Origin of the sequence: Pantoea sp. FN0302, assembly GCF_050113775.1 — a bacterium.
Classification (GTDB): Bacteria; Pseudomonadota; Gammaproteobacteria; order Enterobacterales; family Enterobacteriaceae; genus Mixta; species Mixta alhagi.
The window spans coordinates 1,391,780-1,412,157 of record NZ_JBNJSM010000001.1 but is presented as its reverse complement, the minus strand read 5'-3'; the positions used below and the strand labels follow the sequence as shown (position 1 = coordinate 1,412,157).

The window sequence follows — 20,378 nt, the reverse complement described above, 5'->3', positions numbered from 1 at the left end:
ACCCCCTCCCCGTAACGACGCAGGGATCAGGCGCTCAGCGCGCCAGGAACAGGGCAGGCTTGTCTGGATAATGAACGGTATTCAGCGGACTACAGGCAGCCTCATTTTCAACATTTTGAAAACGATAGCGATTTCTGATTCGCGAAAGAATCAGCCGGTACAACAGCAGCTGGCGGGTTAATGCTGGCTGGCAAATTTTACATTGTCAACTCTGTAAAATAACGAAAATTTAACTTTTTGATCGCTTTCAACTTTCTGAAAAGTCAGGAAAAATCTTTTTTATGCACAAATAGTGCATAATAAATGCATAAAGTCCGCATCCTTATGGCAACCAATAAAAGTAACTAATTATTCATCTCTGTTGCGATTGCTTTACGCAAAAACAATTTTTTCCATCAGACTGAAAAATCTATCGCCGATAATTAATGGTAAATTCATTAACGCATAGTGATATGCAGGTCATTTCCACGGTTAAACAATATAAATAACTTTGTTCAAAAAGGTTTGTTATGGAAAAGCTATCTTACGCGTCAGAAAGCGGTACATCGGCCTGGAACACCTACCTTCAGCAAATCGATCGCGTAGCCCCTTATCTGGGCGATTTGTCGCGCTGGATCGATACGCTGCGCCATCCGAAACGTGCCCTGATCGTTGATATTCCCCTGCAGATGGATGACGGAACCATCCGCCATTTTGAAGGCTTTCGTGTTCAGCACAATCTTTCCCGGGGTCCGGGTAAGGGCGGTATTCGCTACCATCCTGACGTGGATCTGAATGAAGTCATGGCCCTCTCCGCCTGGATGACTATTAAATGTGCCGCAGTGAACCTGCCTTACGGCGGGGCGAAAGGCGGCATTCGCGTCGATCCGTTCTCGCTGTCCGAGGGAGAACTGGAACGCCTGACTCGCCGCTATACCAGTGAAATCGGTCTGATTATCGGGCCGCAGCGCGACATTCCGGCACCGGATGTGGGCACCAACGGTAAAGTGATGGCATGGATGATGGATACCTATTCCATGAACCACGGCACCACCATTACCGGCGTGGTGACCGGCAAACCGATTCATCTCGGCGGCTCGTTGGGTCGTGAAAAAGCGACCGGACGCGGCGTATTTGTTACCGGTCGTGAAGTCGCAGGGCGCGCCGGTATTGAAATCGAAGGCGCAAAAATTGCCGTGCAGGGCTTTGGTAACGTCGGCAGCGAAGCGGCTCGTCTGTTTGCGGAAGCGGGCGCGCGCGTGGTGGTGATCCAGGATCATACCGCTACGCTGTTTAATGCGGACGGAATTGATCTGCACGCGCTCAGCGAGTGGCAGCTCAGCCACAAACAGATCGCCGGTTTCCCTGGCGCCCAGAAAATCAATAGCGAAGATTTCTGGACCACCAAAATGGATATTCTGATCCCGGCGGCGCTGGAAGGGCAGATCACGCGCGAACGTGCAGAGAAGCTTAGCTGCAAACTGGTGCTGGAAGGGGCGAATGGCCCAACCTATCCTGATGCGGATGATATTCTTAAGGCGCGCGGCATTACCGTGGTGCCGGATGTTATCTGTAACGCAGGCGGGGTAACGGTCAGCTACTTTGAATGGGTGCAGGATATGGCGAGCTTCTTCTGGAGCGAAGAAGAGATCAATGCGCGTATGGACAAGATCATGACCGAAGCGATGGTACATGTCTGGGATAAAGCCATAGAGAAAGAATGTACGCTGCGTACCGCTGCCTATATCGTTGCCTGCGAACGTATCCTGATGGCGCGTAAAGATCGCGGTATCTATCCAGGCTAAGTCGCTGGTTACGGCGTGTTGCGCTGTGAACAGAGCAGGCCCGACGCAATACAGAAGCTACGGGCCTGCGGTTAACCTCTCGCATCAGCTGGTCTGGCTGGTGCGTTTCCGATTCTGTGTGGTGTATTTGCGTCCTGCTCTGGCGCGGCTTAATGTATGCGTAAACAGCATGACATCTTCACGCAGCCAGACGCGAACGGAAAGTGGCGCATGATTCAGCGACTCAGGCAGCGATACGCCGTCAATGGTGCCGCGATTACAGATAGCGCGAATCAGTTCGGTCTCTTTGATACCCGCATACCGGGCAAACTCCGGGGCGGTAAAATGTTGGCGTGCCATACAGTCTCCTTAAGCCTGCTTTGAATAATGGTTAATAAAATTTAGCTTAAGGTTATTTTTTATCCTTTTTTCTGGCGAAATTATTGATCCATGTCAGAAAGTACGAAACTCTAAAGTAAAGTTTTCTTACCGTTTCGCTTGTTTAATCAGAGGGTTATTAGCGGCGTAACAGCACGCGGTAATAATGTTAGCCTCTAAGCCAGGCAAAGCCTGCTTCAGGTAATCTGCAAGATTGCACCAGGGGTTTTTAACATCTGAAACAGCTGCTGCTGGCTGGCGTCTGAAACCTCCTGCGTATCCCAGCCGTGCCGCCAGGTCAGGTGATGGATATGACCCAGCTGACGCCACAGCGCAATAGCAGAAGCGGCCAGTGAGCAGCTTTCATCGCTTTGCAGGCATTCAAACGTGGTATGGCTCTCTTCATCCAGGGCGTTAATAAACACATGCGTGGCCTCGGCGGGAATCACGACCCGCAGATCCTCCAGCATATCTGCGCTGACGGAAGCGGAAAGACGCAGGATAAATGACGCTGAATTCACGGTTACCTCTCTGATAAGCATCTGGTTACCAGAATGGTACGCCAGCAGCGTGAAGCGCGCGCGGTTTTCTTGCGGGTAAATGCAGCAGAAGGCGGTCCGGGAAGAGGAAAATCATCAGCCCTGACAGAGCAGGGCTGAAAGGATTATTTGGCCGCGTAGGCTTCGGTAGAGATAGTCAGCGTAACGTCATCGCTAACGGCTGGAATATACTGCTTCAGATTAAAATCGGAACGTTTTACCGTTGCCGTGGCGTCAAAGCCAATCGCCTGCTTTTTCAGCATGGGATGTTCTCCCTGCTTGTTCAGCGTGGCGTGCAGCGTGACCGGACGGGTAACGCCTTTAAGCGTCAAATCGCCCTGTACCTCATAGCGGTTGTTGCCTTTGCTGATAACGCGCGTGCTGCGGAAGGTCGCTGTGGGATAAGTGCCGGTATTAAAATATTGATCGCCTTTGAATTCGGTGGTCAGCGCCTCAACATGGGTATCAATATTGGTCAGGGGCAGCGTCACGTCGACTTTTGATTTTTCCGGATTCGCGCTGTCGAAAACCAGCGTGCCGCTGGTGCCGGAAATATCAGCGGTCGGATGAGAAAAACCAAAATGCGACCAGCTCATTACCACGGAGGTATGCTCCGGGTTCAGCTGATAGGTCTGCGCCTCAGCATGGCTGAACTGCGCCCAAAGGCCCAGGCTTAACACCAGCGGCGTGGCAATTTTTTTCATGCTCAACATAACGACAATCCTGCAATCACTAAAAAGGAATTTAAGTGTGGTCGCTGACGACAAGAACCGAAAGCAAAGATAATTGTTTTTGTTTTTCAAATAATTTGAAGAAAATCAGCGAGGCAGGCGATGCGGCATAAGAAAGACCCACCAGCGGCGGGTCTTGCACAGGGTCGAAAGCCCCATGTCTCTTGTCAGCCCTTCGGTAATTCAGGGAAGGGCGAATTAACGGCCAGGGCCGCCTTGATGGAATCCACCGCCATGACCGCCGCCCGGGCCGCCCCAGCCAGGGCCCCACCAGACACAGCCGCTTAATGATGCGGTCAGCATGACCGCCGTTAATAACATAAACACTTTTTTCATGATTACCTCCAGCAAGTGCGCGCGATTCTAAGATAAAAAAATGTGCCTTAAACCAGGCGACCCGCTGATTTTCACTTTCCTGACATTTTGCTGCGTTTTTCCTGCGACACAGGCGAAAAGGCCTTTGCTGCCAGGTTTTGCTATATTTAAAAAAAGAGACAGGAGGCAAGAATGGACGTGAATATTGAAAAACATCAGATGGCTAACGGCGAGTATGAGTATCGTGCCAGCTGTGAACAGCCGGGCTACCGCTTTACGCTTATTGGTAAAGGAAAAAACGCGACAGAAGCGGACAATAACCTGCGACAGAATCTTGAAGAGATGAAAACGCGTCTTGATGAAATTATTGAGATCAGCAAGGTTTCCGCCTGACGGTTAACCTTCCGTTTATGCAGCAACATTCGCTAACCGCAGGCCGGGCCGTATAACGCTGCCCGGCCTGTTTTGGTAATGAGCGCAGCGGAAATATTTGAGGCCGCTTTAATAATCCTGGCGATAAAAATAACTCTTATTTCGCTGAGCTATTTCTCTGAGGGACACAATGAAATCCGGTTATAATAATGCGTCCACAATTAGCGCCGCACCGGCAAAAAAAGTTCTCTAATGTTGCGCCTGTTTTGCCGATATAGCTAAAGACGGTGCTAAGGTCGTTTTAATCCAGAACCTGCAGTAAATTCGAAATGATTCGTTATTCCCTGTCAGGATGAGCGGGTAATGCTGGCTTCTCGGAACCTATTTTTCCGGAGAAAAGCCCTTGTCCACAAAGAGCATACGCACTTCCTGGTTCGACCCCGATCTGCAGGCTGCGACCAGCGCAACCAGCAGCAGTTACTATTCCAGTGCGCCCACTGTGCATTACAGCTCCAGCCAGGCTGCGGTTCAGCTCACTCGCAGCGGGCTGAGCTGGAATGGATATCAGGTCTATAACAAGCCGTTGGAAATCAGTTTCGCTTTTCCCGATAACCTTACGAGCACGCCATACGGTGATAAAGGCATTGTTACCTTTAACAGCGAACAGCAAGCGGCGGCGCTGAAATCGCTGCAGTCCTGGGCCGATGTGGCGAACATAAAATTTACGCAGGTGAGCAGCGGCGCCCGGTTAACCTTTGCCAACTATACGCAGTATGCCAATGGTCAGCAGGCGGACGATCAGGCGTATGCTTATCTGCCGGGCGGCAGCCGGGCGGCGGGTACGATGTGGTTCAATTACAATATGGCCAATAACCGCTTACCGGAACATTATGAGTATGGACGCCTGACGCTGACCCATGAACTAGGACATGCTCTTGGCCTGAGCCATCCTGGTGACTATAACAGCGGCACCGGAGAGATCTCTTATAGCGCCAGCGCTCCTTATATAGAGGATTCGCGTCAGTACACCTTAATGAGTTACTGGAGTGAAACCAACACCGGCGCTAATTTTTACGGGCACTATGCGGCTTCGCCGCTGCTGCATGACATTGCTGCTATTCAGCGTCTGTATGGCGCTAACATGACCACGCTGACGGGCAATACCGTGTATGGCTTCGGTTCGAATACCGGACGAGACTATTACACTGCACTCAGCAGCAGCGATGTGCTGATCTTTTCTGTCTGGGATGCAGGCGGCAACGATACGCTGAACTTTTCCGGCTACCGGCAGAATCAGCGGATTAACCTTAATGCAGAGACGTTTTCCAACGTGGGCGGGCTGATTGGCAACGTCTCTGTCGCGCTCGGCGTGGTAATTGAAAACGCCATTGCCGGCACCGGTCACGATACGCTGATTGGCAACGCGGTCGCTAACGGCCTGCGCGGCAACGCTGGCAACGATACGCTGTACGGTAACGATGGCAACGACACGTTGTATGGCGACAGCGGCAGCGATCGACTCTACGGCGGCAACGGCAACGATGTGCTGTATGGCGGTCTCGATATCGACACGCTGTACGGCGATAGCGGACTCGATCGTTTATACGGCAATGACGGCAACGATCTGCTGTATGGCGCGCTCGGTAACGATACGTTGTACGGGGAAAACGGTAACGATCGTCTGTTTGGCGGCGAGGGTGATGACCTGCTGTATGGCGCAAACGGCATTGATACGCTGTACGGGGAAAACGGCCATGACCGGATGTACGGCGGTGAGGGCGACGATCTGCTGTACGGCAATAACGGCAACGACCGTCTGTATGGCGAAAACGGCCACGATCGTCTGTTTGGCGGCGAGGGTGATGACCTGCTGTACGGCAACAACGGCAACGATCGGCTGTACGGGGAAAATGGTCACGATCGTCTGTATGGCGGCGAAAGCAACGATCTGCTGTACGGCGGCAGCGGCAACGATACGCTATATGGTGAAAACGGCATCGACCGGCTGGAAGGCGGAGCAGGAGCCGATCATTTATATGGCGGTGGCGGGGCGGATAAGCTCTACGGCGGCGCAGGTAACGATCGGTTTATCTTCACCAGCGCGAAAGATTCCCTGTCTGGACTGCGTGATTTAATCGGTGACTTCACCAGCGGCAGTGACAAAATCGACCTGTCAGCGCTGGACAGCCACGCATATCCGCTGCGCTTCGCCTCAAAGTTCACCGGCAGGCTGGGCGAAATGCAGATGACATGGGATGTCACTAACCATCTGACGCATTTAAAGCTGAATCTGTCAGGAGATATGCAGCCGGATATGATCATTGATATTGCGGCGCGCCCTAATATGCATATTGATTTTATTGTTTAGAAAGCAGCCAGGCCTGCGCTGCCGTTCGGGCTGAATAGCATCCATCTGCTACGCTTAGAGGAAGATAAATTTTTTTAGCGTAAAAATGGAGGATGCATGGGACTGTTAAGCTTTGTGAAAGACGCAGGAGAAAAACTGTGGGATACGGTAACGCATAACTCACAGGAACAGGATGCAAAGCTCAAAGAGCATCTACAGAAAACCGGGGTGCCGGATGCCGATAAGGTGCAGGTTGCGGTAAAAGATGGTCAGGCAACGGTAACCGGCGAAGGTTTGAGCCAGGAAGCAAAAGAGAAAATTCTGGTGGCGATCGGTAACGTAGCCGGAATCAGCGGCGTTGATGACAAGGTAGCAGTGTCACAACCCGCCACGGAAAGCCGTTTTTATACCGTGAAGAAAGGCGATACCCTGAGCGCTATCTCGAAAGAGATGTATGGCAACCCCAACGAATACAATAAGATTTTTGAGGCCAACAAGCCGATGCTGAGCAGCCCCGATAAGATCTATCCGGGTCAAACGCTGCGTATTCCGCAATAACGGTTCAGTCCCGCCTTGCGGCGGGCTACTATTGACATTTACTTGTAGATAGCCCGGGTTTGAAACATAAACAACGGGGACCATTCGGTCCCCGTTGTTTATTCCTGGACGACTGGCCGGTCAGGGCGCAAATACCGCCCGCAGGCAGCCATCTTCCTTGTGTTTAAACATCTCATAGCCGCGTGGTGCCTCTTCCAGCGAGAAGCGGTGGGTCGCCATAAACGCGGGGTTCAGTTCACCTTTCGCCACATGATCAAGCAGCCGATGCATATAACGCTGACCATGCTGCTGTGCGGTGCGGATTGTCAGGCTTTTATTAATCATCAGTCCCAGCGGAAACTTATCCATCACGCCGTAAACGCCCAGAATCGAAATATTACCGCCTTTGCGGCAGGAGTAGAGCGCCTGGCGCAGCGCAGCGCCTACGTCCGTTTGCAAGTGCAGCAGCTGTTTAGTGCGATCGTAAACCTGCGTCAGGCCTTCACCGCGCGCCTCCATTCCTACAGCATCAATACAGCTATCCGGGCCGCGTCCGCCGGTCAGCTCCAGCAGCGCCTCATGGATATCCGCCTTGCTGTAATCCAGGGTAATGGCACCGGCATAATCGCGCGCCATCGCCAGTCGTTCCGGGAAACGGTCAATCGCGATCACCTGATGCGCGCCCATAAGCCAGGCGCTCTGCATCGCCATCAGCCCCACGCCGCCGCAGCCCCAAACCGCCACGGTATCGCCAGGATGAATATTACAGAAATCCGCGCCCATGTAGCCGGTAGGGGCGGCGTCCGATAAAAACAGCGCCTGTTCGTCGCTGACCGTCTCCGGTACCACAAAGCAGTCATTATCGGCGAAAGGAACGCGCACATATTCAGCATGAGAACCGGCATAGCCGCCGAAGGCGTGGCTGTAGGCGTAAATTCCGGCGGTTGCGTGTCCCAGTACCGGTTCGCCTTGTTCCCAGTGTGGATTAGTATTATCACAGCAGGAAGGCAGTTCATGCTGACAATACCAACAGGAGCCACAGGAGATAAAAGAGGGCACCACCACCCGATCGCCGCGCCTGATATTTTTAACCGCGCTGCCGACCTCCACCACTTCACCCATAAATTCATGACCAAGAATATCGCCTTCGCGCATGGTCGGGATCAGGCCATCAATAACGTGCAAGTCGGAACCACAGGTGGTGGTTAAGCCTACTTTGATAATCGCATCATGCGGATTCAGCAAAGCGGGATCTGCCACGCTTTCTACCCGTAAGTCATTGACGCCGTTCCAGCATAAAGCTCGCATTACGCCTCCTTATCTTTTCGTTCTGTATGACGGCCCGCTGGCTGCCCGTCAAGGCTGGGGATCTCTCCGGTTTCGGCCAGGCTCTTAAAGCGGTGCAGCGCCTTGCTGAGCTGCTCTTTGGGAAACAGATCGAGCAGCGTAGTCACTTTTTTACCCAGCGCGCCGCCCGGTGGGTTAAAGCGCAGCGTCAGCGTCAGCTCGGTGCCCCATTCGCCAGGTGCAGGGCGAAACTGCAGCATGCCTTCGTTCGGTACGTCGGCACCGTCCAGCGATTCCCAGGCGATAACCACGCCCGGCTGTTGTTCAACAATCCGGCTGCGCCAGCGAAAGCTTTTTTTCAGCGGCCCCTTAACTTCCCAGTCGGCGTCGGTATCATCGATCACCGTTATCTGGGCAAAGTGAGCCATAATTTGCGGCAGTGTGGCGGGATCGCGCCATAACGCATAGAGCTGATCGGCAGGTTTGCCGATGGTGATCCAGCGGCGCAGCTGGGTTTCGTGGGCGTCATGGGTGCCCTTAGCGTGAACTTTCTTACTCACAAAACCTCCGGTTGTTAACAGCGGTTGTGATGCAGTCAGGAAGGGGAAGGAACGGCGTCGCGTATCCCAAATAACTTGCCCCTGCGCCGAAAGCCAGCGCAGGGGCAGATATCAGAACAGATGGAAATGGTGGCGCAGGCTGAAAATGCTCCAGTAGATGGCGGAAGCAACCAGGTACGCCCAGCAGCCCCAGTAGGCTACCGGTTCGCGTTTACTTTTCTCTTTCGGCAAATTCACAAACAAATAGAACGCAGAGGCGATCAGCGCAATAAAGTAAAATATTTTCAATTTACTCTCCTTTTTCCTTGGCTACTCTGAGCATAGCGTTGTAAAAGCTATAGCACAGAAGCGCAAAGAAGGAGAAATAAACGGCAGAAATCACCCGGCAAAGATGAGGCGAAATAATGGTTTACTGTTGTAACCATCTCTCCAGCGCGGTGGCTTTCATCGGTGCCGAGCAGTAAAAACCCTGCACTTCATCACAGCCCAGCGACTGCAGCTGTTCATAGGTTTCTTTATCCTCAACGCCCTCAGCCAGTACCACGTAATCCAGATCCTTCAGCATACTTATCACGTTACGGACAATAATGCCGCTGGCGGTATCATGCTGGAGACGGCTAATCAGAGAGCGATCCAGTTTAATGACATCAATCGGAATGCGCCGCAGATAGCTGATATTGCTGTAGCCAGAGCCGAAGTCATCTAGCGAAATCTTAAAGCCGCGCAGCTTCAGCATATCGAAACCGTGCAGCGCGTTGGGGCTGGCGTGGATCTCTTCCGTTTCCAGGCATTCAATACCTAAATATTCTGGCGTCAAACCGCAGCGCAGCAGCCGCTCTTCCTGGCGATCGGCAAAGTCGGGACGGCAAATATCGGAGACGCTCACGTTAACCGACACCGGCAGATGAATGCCTTTTTGCGCCCAGCGCTGCAGCTGCCTGATGGCGCTATCCAGCACCCAGTCTGTCAGCTCCGCCATCAGGCTGGTGCCGGCCGCCAGTGGAATAAAGCGGCCGGGCGGGATCTCGCCTTCAACAGGATGCTTCCAGCGCAGCAGCGCCTCCAGACCCACGGTTTTGCCGGTGTGCAGGCAAATTTTCGGTTGATAAACCAGGTAAAGGCCGTAGCGTCCGCGCACTGCCCGCGCCAGATCGTTTAGCCGCTGAAACTCCTGATTCCGTCTTTGATCGTTTTCGCTATCGAACAGCTGGAAGAGATTTTGTTGGGCGATCGCCTCATGTAACGCGCTGAGCGCACGGCGCATTGCCTCCAGCGGCGGCAGGGTTCGGGGAGAAAACTGCACTTCTCCCACACGAACCTGTAAATCGATGGTAATGGTATCGCCGAGACAGGCGTTAATGCCGCCCAGCTTTTCGCTGCAGAGTTTGCTGTCCATTCCCTCTTCGCTGTGAGTTAACAGCGCAAAGCGGCCATGATTAATCAGGTAGAGCATCGGCTCTTTGTCGTGAAGGCTCAGCCGCTGATACAGCACCCGGGTTAACTCATGCAGCAGCCCCTCAGACGCGGCAATCCCCAATGAGCGCGACACATCGAAAATGTGCTGCGGATCGATACAGTCAATCATTAACAGACGCCACTGCTGATCGGGCAGCATGTCGGCGCTTAATTCCAGATCGCGCAGTAAACGCTGACGATTGGGCAGGCCGGTAACGGTATCGATATAACCATTGGCATACCAGGCGTCGAGAAAGGCGGCGGCGAGGCGCGCTAATGTCGCCAGCGTTATCTGCTGCTCTTCGCTGAACGTGCGCGGCTGCGTATCAGTGACGCACAGCGTGCCGATGATGTCATCTTCACCGGAGATCAGCGGCGCGCCAGCGTAAAAGCGGATAAAGGGTGCGCCGCGCGTTAGCGGATGCTGCTCAAATCGCGGGTCTTGCCAGGTGTCAGGGCAAATCAGTAGGCGTTCGCACTGTATGGTATGACGGCAGAACGCATGCTGTAGCGAGGTTTCCATTAATGGAAACATCTGCGGCGCTTTAATGTACTGGCGCTCTTCATCAAGAATCGAAACGTAGCAGCTGGGAATGCCTAACAGCTGGCTGGTGAGTAACGTGAACTGACTAAGAATTTCATCCCGGCAGCGGTCATTTTTTTTCAGCAGTTCCAGTGCTGCACGCCTTTTGCTATTTAATGGTTGTAATGGGCTAAGCATGATTGTTCGCCTGGCGTCGGAACGAAAAATTAAAAGGGAATGATTATACTTAGCGAAGTATCGGCGCGTGCGGCCTTTGCTTTAGTTTTACTTTTGGGCCAGGTTCAGAAAAGAGGAGCAAGTAATGAAACGTGATGCACTAAGCGAAGATGATTATGACGAGGTTTGTCGGGTGATTGGCGATGCGGCAATCGTGTTATCGGAAAACGGCCTGAATACCGAGCGCGAAACGCTCGCCAGTTTGCTCTGGCAAACGCGCCAGCGCCGCCAGGATAGCGACCGGGACGAACAGAAAGTACTGGAGCATGCGATCCGGCTGATTAAGCCCTGAATCGCATCCGGATTATCTCTGTCGCGGCGGCAACGAGGGAAATTCTGTCACCAGGAAGTGACGCAGATGATCCAGACACCATTCGGCATCCTCGCTGTGCTGACAGCAAAAGGCGAGGGTGATTTTCTTGCTGTGTACGCCGCCCATCTCCAGTTCAGACCAGCTCCACTTTAGCGCGGAACGCGCATAGCTCACCATCGCACCATCGTTAATGTGATGATCGATCTCCTGTTTCGCCAGATACGCCCAAAAATAGTCATCCAGACTCACGGCATCCACCGTTAACGAGGCGGGTAAACCCGGGCGAAAGGTAAAATCCACATAGCCGCCGATCCCGCTTTCCAGACGTCGATAATCACAACCCAGCGTCATAAACAGTCCATCCTGCAAATTCACCTCTTCCAGCAGGCGTCGCAGGTTAGGAGAGCGTTTGGCTTCCTCAATCTCATCAATGCGCTGTGTCTCCTGCGTTAAATCGATACCGCCATAATTAATGCTGCCGTCGCTGTAATTTTCATGCGGATAGGGAAAGCTAATGAAGCGGTCGTGCTGTGTATCCTGTTCCATGCTGATATCTCATTCAGTTGAGCTTAGCGTTAGCTGTGGCGGATGACTTCCCGCAGGTCCAGGTAATCATCTGATCCTGTTGCGGATCGATCAGGCGAAACTGTTTATCGGAAATACGCTGGGCCAGATAACCCTCTTTAGTGACCGCTGCCGGGATGTAGCGGGTGCGATCGGTAGAATGGAGCGGTCCGCTTTCCACTTTGACGTCATCAGTAGCCACGCTAAACGAACTCACCAGATCGAACACGGTGCCGTGGGTAACATGACCTTCCTGACCGTAAATCGAGGCGACTTTGCCGGGACACTCAACGCCCTGCGGGCCGGAAGAGCAGGCAGCCAGCAAAAAGGGAAGCGTGAACATCATCACTCGCAGCATATGCATTGCCTTTTTATGTTATCGCTTTTCCTGCCCAATAAAACAGGACCGGCGCAGCAGTGCGCTACGCTTTCAACAGCATAGCATTCACCCGAAGAAATGATGGAATTCAGCCTTGCTGTTTCAACTGGACCAGTGAAAAAAAATGACTTAACTTGGTTTGGCGCAATAAATTTGGCAAACTGTGCGCCCTATCACGAAAGGGAAAAGCGGAATGAAAGAAGAAGAAGCCAGTCTGATGCTGATTCGCCATGCTATCGATAACCTGCCGCAGCCGCAGAAGGAGCGGGTAGAGCGCTGTATTGGCAGAATAAAAGAGACGTTGCGCGAGTATGAGGAAGAGGATGCTGGGCTGGCGTTGATGCTGGTGGCAGCGGAAATTGCCGCAGAGTAAAAAAATTGTGGCACAAATTTTGAGCGGATCTGAAAGCTGCACCATGCGGCGTTATTCCCGCCGGTGAATTCAGCGATTCATCTCTTTCACCAGCCAGGCGTGGATCACCGTAACAATATAGCGCTGCTGTTCGGCGCTTAGCGGTTGATGTGCGGCGATTCGATGCCACTTTTCCAGACAGCCACGGCAGCAGGTTGCGGTGGCATGCTGCGCAATAAACACCGGGTGCCCACGCATGGGCGTCTGCTTGCCATCGTTACGCGGCTCGGCAGCGGCAAGACGCTGGGCAATAAAATCCGCCGCATGGCGGTCAATCACCTCGGGGCCTTTTTCCAGGCAATATTGCCGCTCCTTACTGCCCAGCCGAAAGCGACGACGAAAAGTCGACGCGTCCAGGCGTTGAAACAACCGATCAAGTTCAGACATACATCGCTCCTGTTCACCGCATCGATGTTAATGGCATGACCCGCGTTGTCAAATCAACAGCTAACAGGGCGTCTGACAGCATTTTCAGTACCGGCTTGCGCCAGATCATCTCTTCCGTTCGCATTTCTGGCGATGTCAGGCTATGCATATTAAGGCAATATTTTGTGTAATTACGCTGAGGATGCATGCGTTATGAGAAAATTATTACTGGCGGCAGGATTGCTTACGCTGTTTACATCGTCTGCCCGGAGCGAAACTGAATTTCAAATCACCTGTCCGGGCAGGGCGGTGATGACCATCTCACGTGCACAGCACGGCCTGACCACGCTGATGTGGCCGCAGCGCCATTTCCAGGTCGCCTCGGGTCAGGTGCGACATACGCTGGAAAATGGTGCGAAGGTCGCCATTACTCGTTTTCGCAATGGCGATCGGTTGATCATTAATCAGAGCAGCGGCAAGGTCTGGTTTGCCTATCGCAATACCAATAAGCTGCTGCCCTGTAGCCGTAGCGTTAAACGCGAAGTAGAAGCGATCACCCTGGAGCGGTTTGACGATCGCGGTCATATTGATTCTTAACGCTCTGCTTCCGACGCTGCGTGGGCAGATAATACCGGATGACCGCTGATGCGCAGGCTGGCCTGGCCGCTCGCCACGCTCAGCGTGCCCTGCGCGCCCAGCGGCAGCGTTACCGTCGCCTGGTCATGACCAAAATCGAGCCCGTCGACGATCGGCAGACCGCTAAGCTCGCGCATGCGCTGCCACACGGTTGGAAAGCCGAAGCCGTTATCATAGTCGGAAAGTTTACAGCCGGTGAAGCTGCCAATAATAATCGCCCGCTGGCGCGCCAGGATACCGCACTGATGCAGCTGCAGCAGCATGCGCTCGGTGCGAAACGGATGCTCATTTACATCCTCGATCACCAAAATGCCGTCATCAATATCCGGCATCCACGGCGTGCCGATCAGCGTCATGATCATGGCCAGGTTGCCACCCCATAGCGTGCCGCTCAGCGTCGGCAATGTCGGCGTACTGCTTGCCCAGGTCAGGGTAAACTCAGGCGACGTTAACGCCTGCCAGAAGTGGTTCCAGCTGAATTCAGACAACTCCGGCGTGCCAAAATTGCCGCACAGCATCGGCCCGCTGAAAGTGATCAACCCAGACTGCGCCAGCAGCGCCAGCTGCAGCGCGGTAAAATCGCTATGACCGCACAACGCGACCGGCTTGCCCTGTAGCTGTTGTCGCAGGCCGGCGTAATCGATCTGGTCCATTAACCGCGTCACGCCGTAACCGCCGCGCACCGCCAGAACAATATCAGGCAGCAGGCTGAGCCGGGCCAGCGCGTTGATATCCTGCAGGCGTTCGGCATCGCTGCCAGCGAAGCGCTGAAAACGGCGACCGGTTACCGTCTGATTGGTTACCTGATGTCCCGCCTGTTGCAGTCGCTGGATACCCAGCGCGGCGGCAGGCTGATTATGGCAGTAACCGGACGGCGCGATCAGATGGATAGTACGAGGCGTATGCGGGTTCATTAACGGGACTCCTGTTGTTTATCGTCCTGCAGTCCAACTGCGTGATGATGACGAAAAGCGTGACTAAAGTCATCATTTGTCACACTTTATTCAGCAATTCAGATAAGCGGTAATTTTTAAAAGCGAACCGCTAAGTAAGATGGGCGCAGCAATCAGGCTTCGAGGAACCCTACAGCGTGAAAATCAGGATGCTGGTGCTATCGGCACTATTACTGGCAGGCTGTGCCAGTAAAACCACCAACCATACTGCCCAGGAGCGGCAAACGCCCTTAACCAAAGCCGCGCCAGCACACGTTTCGCAAACCTGGTCGATGTTTACGGAAAACGCCGCCAGCCATTATGGCGTTGACGAGCGCTTAATCAGCGCGATTATCAGCGTTGAATCGGGTGGCAATCCTGATGCGGTAAGCCGCTCGAATGCCGTTGGCCTGATGCAAATCAAAGCCTCGACCGCCGGACGTGAAGTCTATCGTGCACAGGGACGTCATGGACAACCTTCAACGCGCGAGCTGCGCGATCCGGCAAAAAACATTGATATCGGCACCGCCTATATCCGTCTGCTACAGCAGCGGGCATTGGCGGGCATTCGTGACCCGGAAACGCTGCGTTACGCCACGATTGTCTCTTATGCTAATGGCGCAGGTGCACTGTTGCGCACCTTTTCGCGTGACCGCGATCGGGCTATCGCCATGATTAATGAGATGTCGCCGGACGAGTTTCGACGCCATGTGCAGACCAGACATCCGGCTGCACAGGCGCCGCGTTACCTGTGGAAAGTGAATACCGTTTATCGCACCATCTGAGGCTGACGGTCAGCCTGCTGGTTATCCTCATCCTCGTTAGACGCCTTTTCCGCCATGTTGAGTTCCGGCAATGTCCCGCCGGTAAACTGAACGTGGCGGATCGGGAAGGCGAAATGCACATCCAGTTCGGCCAGACGCTCCATCAGCTGCAGGTTTATCTCCTGCTGAATATCCATATATTTGTTGTAGTCGGCATCGGTAACAAAATAGATCACTTCATAAGTCAGCTGGGAAACATCAAACGATAAGAAGTGCGCGCGGTCGAAACGGGTTTGTTCAACGCCCTCAATAATCTCTTTAACGATACCGCCAATTTTACGCGCTTTCTCTGCTGGCGTGTTATAGCTGATGCCAAAGCGAAACTGGATGCGGCGTTCCTGCATACGCTTATAGTTGTGAATGGTTTGCTGTAACAGCACCGCGTTAGCGCAAACGATCTGTTCACCGCTGAGGCTGCGAATGCGGGTCGTCTTCAGGCCGATATGCTCAATGGAGCCGGCAATATCGCCGAAAACAATAAAGTCGCCGATTTCAAACGGCTTATCCAGCCCGATAGCCAGCGAGGCAAAAACATCGCTCAGCACGGTTTGAATCGCCAGCGCGACCGCAATACCGCCTACCCCTAAGCTGGCGACCAGCGCAGTAATGTTGACGCCCATATTTGACAGGATCGCCAGCATCATAATCGCCCAGATAAATATCCGCAGCATAATGCCCAGGATCACCATGGTGACCGGGTTACGCACATGTGTAGGATCGCGCAGCATATTTCTCAGCCACAGGCGGACGCCGCAGTCCAGCCACAGCGCGAACTGCAGCATCAGGGCGATAAACCAGCCGTGAGAAATGTTGCTTTGCCAGGTGGCAGGCAGCTCGATAAATTTAATCGCAATCAGCAGGGAAAAGATAAACAGCAGCAGGCGGCTGGTGGTGCGCAACATCTCAACGGCGATGTTATAAAAGCGCGAGCGGTGATCGTTTTCAAAACGTCCAAGACGGGAGCTGATAAAGCCAATCAGCGAGCGCAGCAACCAGTAAATAATAAATGTGCCGGCAACAACGATAACCGTATTGAACCAGAACGTTTGGTTAAACAGCAGTGACAGATTCCGGTCGGAAAATAGAGTTTCCATCAGGGGAGCTTCTCCTTACGGTTGATTGAGTGGCCTGAAATCAACACTAAGCCTGGCTCAGGCGGATGTCCTTTGCCAGGCGAGAGAAGAAGCACCCTTTAACGAAAGCGCATCGCTTTTTCACGCGCAACGCGTTCAAGAGAGAAAATAATTTGCTGTAGTTGACGCTCCTGCGCGGCGCTCAGCGAGGCAAAACTAAAGCTCAGACGCGGCGTTGAAACCGTCTCATTTTTACTGCTCACGGTAGTGCGGGTGCCCACGTGCAGCAGCTGAGCATCTACCTGAAGCTCGCCATATTCGCCCATATCCAACCGCATGCTGCGCCAGAGATCTCCGCAGACAAGGTTTTCCGGCATGTCGCCTTCCACCAGTACGCCAATGCCGCCCAGGGAAATATCCTGCAAGCGGAAACGCGCCTTGCCGCCTTCAGGCCAGCTGGCATGACAGTAAAAAAGCGGGTCCAGCGGGGCGCTAATCCGAAAATATTCACGACGCTGGATCTGCAACAGTTCAGACGGCAGCGGGGTGCTGAAAGCGGGCAGGCCGCCAAAATGCGTCTCGTGCAATTGCTCCAGACTGAATTCGACTTTTGCCCCTTTCATTTCCGCAGTAATGGTCAGGCTGCGCATCTCCAGCGTGACCTGATTATCATAATCGTTACTGCCGTAATCGATTACCAGCAGCTCTTTATCAACGGACAGGATACGGCTAATAAACTGGCCGCGCGCATGGGAAACCATGATCGGCGTACCGTCACGTTCGATGTCGCGCAATACGCCTAACACCGCCAGCGTGCCACGTTTGTAATACTGCTCATTGTCAGGCTCTTTCACTTACTTTCCCGTCCCGGTCTGTTTCCAGATATTTCTGTAATACGCGTTATCTGCTGTTTATCGGCACTGCAACGTAGAAATTTATAGCAGTCGTTGCTTTTTTGGGTAAAAAAACTGCAAAAAGTTATCTCTGAAATCACATAGTTAGAAACCTGTCCTATACTTGTTGCCAGAAGTGTGATGAACAGGTCAGCCGCTCACCGATCTCAGGAGGACTGGGTATGTTTTCGAAAAAAGAAACGCGCGACAGTCTGGAATATGCGCAGGACCGTACACGCGAAGCAGGCAGTGAACTGTGTCGTGAAATGAACAACGTAACGCATCAGGCGTGTACGTATGTAAGAAGTAACCCCTGGGCAGGCGTCGGTGCCGGTGCCGTAGTGGGTCTCATTGTTGGTATGTTAATTAGCCGTAAATAAGAAGGAGTTACAGATGGGAATTCTGTCATGGATCATTTTTGGTTTAATCGCCGGTATTATCGCTAAATGGGTCATGCCGGGTAAAGATGGTGGTGGTATCATTATTACCATTATTCTGGGCATCATCGGTGCCGTAGTCGGCGGCTGGATCAGTACCTTCTTTGGCTTCGGCCGCGTTGATGGCTTCAATTTCGGCAGCTTTGTGGTCGCGGTGATCGGTGCCATCCTGGTGCTGTTTATTTATCGCAAGGTTCGTCATTAAGCTTTAAATACAAAAAGGAGGCTAACGCCTCCTTTTTTTATGTCTGCGATTCCACGTTTTTCATTGGTGTATGCTGTATCAGCGCAAAGGGCTTTCCAGCCAATTCGCCTGCGCCAGTACCCTTAGCAAGCCGACACAGCGTCGCGCCGTCAGAAATCGTAGCCGACGGTGGCGGTAACAGTCCGCTCCGCACCCCAGTAGCAGTTGCCGGTACCGTAACAGGCGGCAACATATTTACGATCGGTGAGGTTATTGGCAGCCACCTGTACCCATGCGCCTTTCAGCTGATGATTCCATACACCCAGATCCGCTTTTACCGAAGCATCAAACAGGGTAACGGAAGGTATGCGGCGGGTATTCGCATTATCCGCCCACTGTTTACCGATATAGCGTACGCCCGCGCCTGCGCTGATGCCGTAATCGAACTGATAATGGCCCCACAGCGATGCCATCTGGTTAGGCGTAATGTAAGGCGTATGCCCATCATTACCATCTACCGTTTCTTTATAACGGACATGGTTAAGCGTATAGCCTGCAATGGTACTCAGGCGAGGCGTAAGCTGATTACGCGCCTCCAGCTCAAGCCCTTGCGAATGGACTTTACCGGCGGGTTCATAATAGCCCAGGTTAACGTTACGGTTAGCCACATCGTTTTGCGTCAAATCATAGGCAGCAATACTATAAAGATCGCTGGTGCCTGGCGGCTGATACTTTAACCCGGCTTCGTACTGTTCTGATGTGGAGGGCTTCAGCAGTTGGCGCGTGTTCTGACCGCTAAATGCCGTTGGCGTAATCCCCTGGCTCCAGCTGATATAGGGCGAAAGGCCATTATCGAACGCATAGAGTAACGAGCTACGGGCGCTGATATAGTCGTCCTGGCGGCGATCCGTATCGCTGCCATTGGTAACAATACGATCATAACGACCAGACAGGTTCAGATGCCACTTATCCCATACCATTTCATCTTGCAGATAAGCGCCGGTTTGGTAATAGCGATGGATCAGCGTGTTATAATTCCGGTCAAACGCATTCAACGTGGTTGTATAGTTTTTTGCATCCAGGGATCCTATGATGCCGAGGTAAGGCAGTTCAGAAATGTTATTTTTATAACGATGATATTCCACACCCATCAGCAAGGTATGGGCAAGCGCGCCGGTAGTGAAATCTGCTTGTAGCTGATTATCAATGGCAAAGGCATCCAGCGAAGAGCGAGAGGAAGAGATACCTTGTTTAAGCGTATTAGTGTTGCCTATCCAGCCGGATTGATAAAGCTGATCGATCTCGACGTTCGAGTGGGTATAGTTGGCGTTTGAACGGAACGCCCAGGTATCGTTAAAGCGATGCGAGAAAGCGTAGCTATAAATCTGTTCACGACGTTTATATTGATTCGGTGCGCCAGGGCCATCATTAAAACCGGAGCTGAGTTTATAACCGTTGTGTTCATATAAAGAACCATCGGCCGGTACTGAGCCGTGGAAACCACCAGACGGATCTTTCTGCAAATAGGCTTTAAGTAATAATGAGGTATCGCTATCAGGCTGCCATAACAGGGATGGCGAAATAGCGTAGCGTTCTTCGCGCGCATGATCGTATTGCGTATCGCTTTTACGCGTCATACCGGTGAGACGCCAGGCCCACTGATTATTAATGGCATTGGTATAATCAAACGCGGCACCGTTTGTTTCCTGCGTGCCGGTGCTGAGGCGGAAATGACCTTCCTGATTAAATTGCGGAAGTTTGCTGGTCATATTCACTAACCCGCCGGGAATCGTCTGACCATAGGTAGCGGAAGAGGGGCCTTTAATAATATCGACGCGTTCAATAAACCAGGGATCGATTTGCAAAATGTTGTGACTGTTACTGTCACTCATTACGCGCAAACCATCGAGGAAGGTGTTATTGACGTCAGTACCGTGGAAACCGCGCAGGGAAATAGTATCGAAGCGGCTGGCACCACCGGCAAAGTTAGTAAACGCGCCTGGCGTGTAATTTAACGCCTGATTTATATTTATCGCGCCCTGATCTTCCATCTGCTGGCGCGTTACCACCGAAACAGACTGACCGGTAGTAATCAGCGGCTGATCGGTTTTAGTCGCGCCTTTACTGGTTTTAACGGTATAGCCTGAGGTCGGCGAATCGGCAGTTTCAGCAGGTTGCGCAGTGACCGTCAGCGTCTCTTCCGCGATAGATAAGCCCGGGACGGTGAGCGCCAGTGAACAAAGCAGCGCAGAACGTTTCAGGTTAAAAGGCATTCCCATGTGATATCCCTTAAACAGAGTCGAAAAGGCCGCCCGGTAACG

26 protein-coding genes are annotated in these 20,378 nt (G+C 52.7%); 10 read left to right on the top strand and 16 right to left on the bottom strand.

What is annotated here, in order from left to right; all coding sequences use genetic code 11:
• Positions 1–509 precede the first annotated feature (509 nt).
• A complete protein-coding gene (locus ACQE32_RS06530) occupies positions 510–1,784 on the top strand; it encodes a Glu/Leu/Phe/Val family dehydrogenase (protein ID WP_426972878.1) in 1,275 nt (424 codons plus the stop codon).
• Between the two features lie 84 nt (positions 1,785–1,868).
• Here ACQE32_RS06530 and ACQE32_RS06525 read toward each other — a convergent pair whose 3' ends face one another.
• The 5 genes from ACQE32_RS06525 to ACQE32_RS06505 form a co-directional block, all read right to left on the bottom strand.
• Positions 1,869–2,123, bottom strand: a complete 255-nt coding sequence (locus tag ACQE32_RS06525; protein WP_250652478.1) for a hypothetical protein — start codon at positions 2,121–2,123, stop codon at positions 1,869–1,871.
• Between the two features lie 215 nt (positions 2,124–2,338).
• Positions 2,339–2,611 (bottom strand): hypothetical protein, encoded by a 273-nt coding sequence (locus ACQE32_RS06520; protein ID WP_426973078.1) that lies wholly within the window; start codon positions 2,609–2,611, stop codon positions 2,339–2,341.
• A gap of 194 nt (positions 2,612–2,805) precedes the next feature.
• A complete protein-coding gene (locus ACQE32_RS06515) occupies positions 2,806–3,393 on the bottom strand; it encodes a YceI family protein (protein ID WP_426972876.1) in 588 nt (195 codons plus the stop codon).
• A gap of 31 nt (positions 3,394–3,424) precedes the next feature.
• Complete coding sequence (locus ACQE32_RS06510; RefSeq protein WP_426972875.1) at positions 3,425–3,553, bottom strand: hypothetical protein; 129 nt, start codon at positions 3,551–3,553, stop codon at positions 3,425–3,427.
• Between the two features lie 56 nt (positions 3,554–3,609).
• Positions 3,610–3,747 carry a hypothetical protein gene (locus tag ACQE32_RS06505; protein ID WP_426972873.1) on the bottom strand — a complete coding sequence of 46 codons (138 nt, stop codon included), beginning with the start codon at positions 3,745–3,747 and terminating at the stop codon, positions 3,610–3,612.
• Between the two features lie 171 nt (positions 3,748–3,918).
• Here ACQE32_RS06505 and ACQE32_RS06500 point away from each other — a divergent pair, with 171 nt between their 5' ends.
• The 3 genes from ACQE32_RS06500 to lysM all read left to right on the top strand — a co-directional run bounded on the left by ACQE32_RS06500 (position 3,919) and on the right by lysM (position 7,003).
• Positions 3,919–4,119, top strand: coding sequence for a hypothetical protein (locus ACQE32_RS06500; RefSeq protein ID WP_426972871.1), 201 nt, complete (start codon positions 3,919–3,921; stop codon positions 4,117–4,119).
• A 382-nt stretch (positions 4,120–4,501) separates the two neighbouring features.
• Positions 4,502–6,466 carry a M10 family metallopeptidase C-terminal domain-containing protein gene (locus tag ACQE32_RS06495; RefSeq protein ID WP_427021511.1) on the top strand — a complete coding sequence of 655 codons (1,965 nt, stop codon included), beginning with the start codon at positions 4,502–4,504 and terminating at the stop codon, positions 6,464–6,466.
• Between the two features lie 96 nt (positions 6,467–6,562).
• Complete coding sequence (gene lysM / locus ACQE32_RS06490) at positions 6,563–7,003, top strand: peptidoglycan-binding protein LysM (protein WP_426972867.1); 441 nt, start codon at positions 6,563–6,565, stop codon at positions 7,001–7,003.
• Between the two features lie 120 nt (positions 7,004–7,123).
• Here lysM and ACQE32_RS06485 read toward each other — a convergent pair whose 3' ends face one another.
• From ACQE32_RS06485 to ACQE32_RS06470, 4 genes are all read right to left on the bottom strand, one after another.
• A complete protein-coding gene (locus tag ACQE32_RS06485; RefSeq protein ID WP_426972865.1) occupies positions 7,124–8,290 on the bottom strand; it encodes a zinc-dependent alcohol dehydrogenase in 1,167 nt (388 codons plus the stop codon).
• The gene (locus tag ACQE32_RS06480) at positions 8,290–8,829 is read right to left on the bottom strand and encodes an SRPBCC family protein (protein WP_426972864.1); all 540 of its coding nucleotides are present in this window, start codon (positions 8,827–8,829) and stop codon (positions 8,290–8,292) included. Before ACQE32_RS06480 ends, ACQE32_RS06485 begins: the two co-directional genes overlap by 1 nt.
• Before the next feature lie 111 nt (positions 8,830–8,940).
• Positions 8,941–9,117 carry a hypothetical protein gene (locus ACQE32_RS06475; protein ID WP_167373299.1) on the bottom strand — a complete coding sequence of 59 codons (177 nt, stop codon included), beginning with the start codon at positions 9,115–9,117 and terminating at the stop codon, positions 8,941–8,943.
• Between the two features lie 121 nt (positions 9,118–9,238).
• Positions 9,239–11,005 carry a sensor domain-containing phosphodiesterase gene (locus ACQE32_RS06470; protein WP_427021510.1) on the bottom strand — a complete coding sequence of 589 codons (1,767 nt, stop codon included), beginning with the start codon at positions 11,003–11,005 and terminating at the stop codon, positions 9,239–9,241.
• Positions 11,006–11,129: 124 nt separating this feature from the next.
• Here ACQE32_RS06470 and ACQE32_RS06465 point away from each other — a divergent pair, with 124 nt between their 5' ends.
• Positions 11,130–11,336 (top strand): DUF2767 family protein, encoded by a 207-nt coding sequence (locus tag ACQE32_RS06465; RefSeq protein WP_426972859.1) that lies wholly within the window; start codon positions 11,130–11,132, stop codon positions 11,334–11,336.
• A gap of 12 nt (positions 11,337–11,348) precedes the next feature.
• Here the strand turns inward: ACQE32_RS06465 and ACQE32_RS06460 are convergent, their stop codons facing one another.
• Positions 11,349–11,903, bottom strand: coding sequence for a hypothetical protein (locus ACQE32_RS06460; protein WP_426972858.1), 555 nt, complete (start codon positions 11,901–11,903; stop codon positions 11,349–11,351).
• A 13-nt stretch (positions 11,904–11,916) separates the two neighbouring features.
• A complete protein-coding gene (locus ACQE32_RS06455) occupies positions 11,917–12,279 on the bottom strand; it encodes a hypothetical protein (RefSeq protein ID WP_426972856.1) in 363 nt (120 codons plus the stop codon).
• 214 nt (positions 12,280–12,493) lie between these two features.
• Here ACQE32_RS06455 and ACQE32_RS06450 point away from each other — a divergent pair, with 214 nt between their 5' ends.
• On the top strand, positions 12,494–12,673 hold the full coding sequence (locus tag ACQE32_RS06450) for a hypothetical protein (RefSeq protein ID WP_085071945.1): 180 nt from the start codon (positions 12,494–12,496) through the stop codon (positions 12,671–12,673).
• Between the two features lie 69 nt (positions 12,674–12,742).
• Here ACQE32_RS06450 and ACQE32_RS06445 read toward each other — a convergent pair whose 3' ends face one another.
• On the bottom strand, positions 12,743–13,099 hold the full coding sequence (locus ACQE32_RS06445) for a DUF4186 domain-containing protein (RefSeq protein ID WP_426981513.1): 357 nt from the start codon (positions 13,097–13,099) through the stop codon (positions 12,743–12,745).
• Positions 13,100–13,291: 192 nt separating this feature from the next.
• Here ACQE32_RS06445 and ACQE32_RS06440 point away from each other — a divergent pair, with 192 nt between their 5' ends.
• Entirely contained in the window at positions 13,292–13,675 is a 384-nt protein-coding gene (locus ACQE32_RS06440; RefSeq protein ID WP_426972852.1) for a hypothetical protein, read from the top strand.
• Here ACQE32_RS06440 and ldcA read toward each other — a convergent pair.
• Positions 13,672–14,628: a muramoyltetrapeptide carboxypeptidase gene (gene ldcA, locus ACQE32_RS06435; RefSeq protein ID WP_427021509.1), complete on the bottom strand. Its 957-nt coding sequence runs from the start codon at positions 14,626–14,628 to the stop codon at positions 13,672–13,674. The genes ACQE32_RS06440 and ldcA overlap by 4 nt on opposite strands.
• 188 nt (positions 14,629–14,816) lie before the next feature.
• On the opposite strand from ldcA, the gene emtA reads away from it, so the two are divergent.
• Positions 14,817–15,431: a membrane-bound lytic murein transglycosylase EmtA gene (gene emtA, locus ACQE32_RS06430; RefSeq protein WP_250652714.1), complete on the top strand. Its 615-nt coding sequence runs from the start codon at positions 14,817–14,819 to the stop codon at positions 15,429–15,431.
• On the opposite strand, the gene ACQE32_RS06425 is transcribed toward emtA, so the two are convergent.
• Positions 15,416–16,564, bottom strand: coding sequence for a mechanosensitive ion channel family protein (locus ACQE32_RS06425; protein ID WP_426972849.1), 1,149 nt, complete (start codon positions 16,562–16,564; stop codon positions 15,416–15,418). The two genes, emtA and ACQE32_RS06425, sit on opposite strands and share 16 nt — an antisense overlap.
• Before the next feature lie 98 nt (positions 16,565–16,662).
• Entirely contained in the window at positions 16,663–17,397 is a 735-nt protein-coding gene (locus tag ACQE32_RS06420; protein ID WP_426972847.1) for a flagellar brake protein, read from the bottom strand.
• Between the two features lie 221 nt (positions 17,398–17,618).
• On the opposite strand from ACQE32_RS06420, the gene ACQE32_RS06415 reads away from it, so the two are divergent.
• Together ACQE32_RS06415 and ACQE32_RS06410 are read left to right on the top strand one after the other, a co-directional pair.
• Complete coding sequence (locus ACQE32_RS06415; protein WP_250652492.1) at positions 17,619–17,816, top strand: glycine zipper domain-containing protein; 198 nt, start codon at positions 17,619–17,621, stop codon at positions 17,814–17,816.
• Positions 17,817–17,829: 13 nt separating this feature from the next.
• A complete protein-coding gene (locus tag ACQE32_RS06410; RefSeq protein WP_085071937.1) occupies positions 17,830–18,078 on the top strand; it encodes a GlsB/YeaQ/YmgE family stress response membrane protein in 249 nt (82 codons plus the stop codon).
• A gap of 149 nt (positions 18,079–18,227) precedes the next feature.
• On the opposite strand, the gene ACQE32_RS06405 is transcribed toward ACQE32_RS06410, so the two are convergent.
• Complete coding sequence (locus ACQE32_RS06405; protein WP_426981514.1) at positions 18,228–20,336, bottom strand: TonB-dependent siderophore receptor; 2,109 nt, start codon at positions 20,334–20,336, stop codon at positions 18,228–18,230.
• Positions 20,337–20,378: the final 42 nt, after the last annotated feature.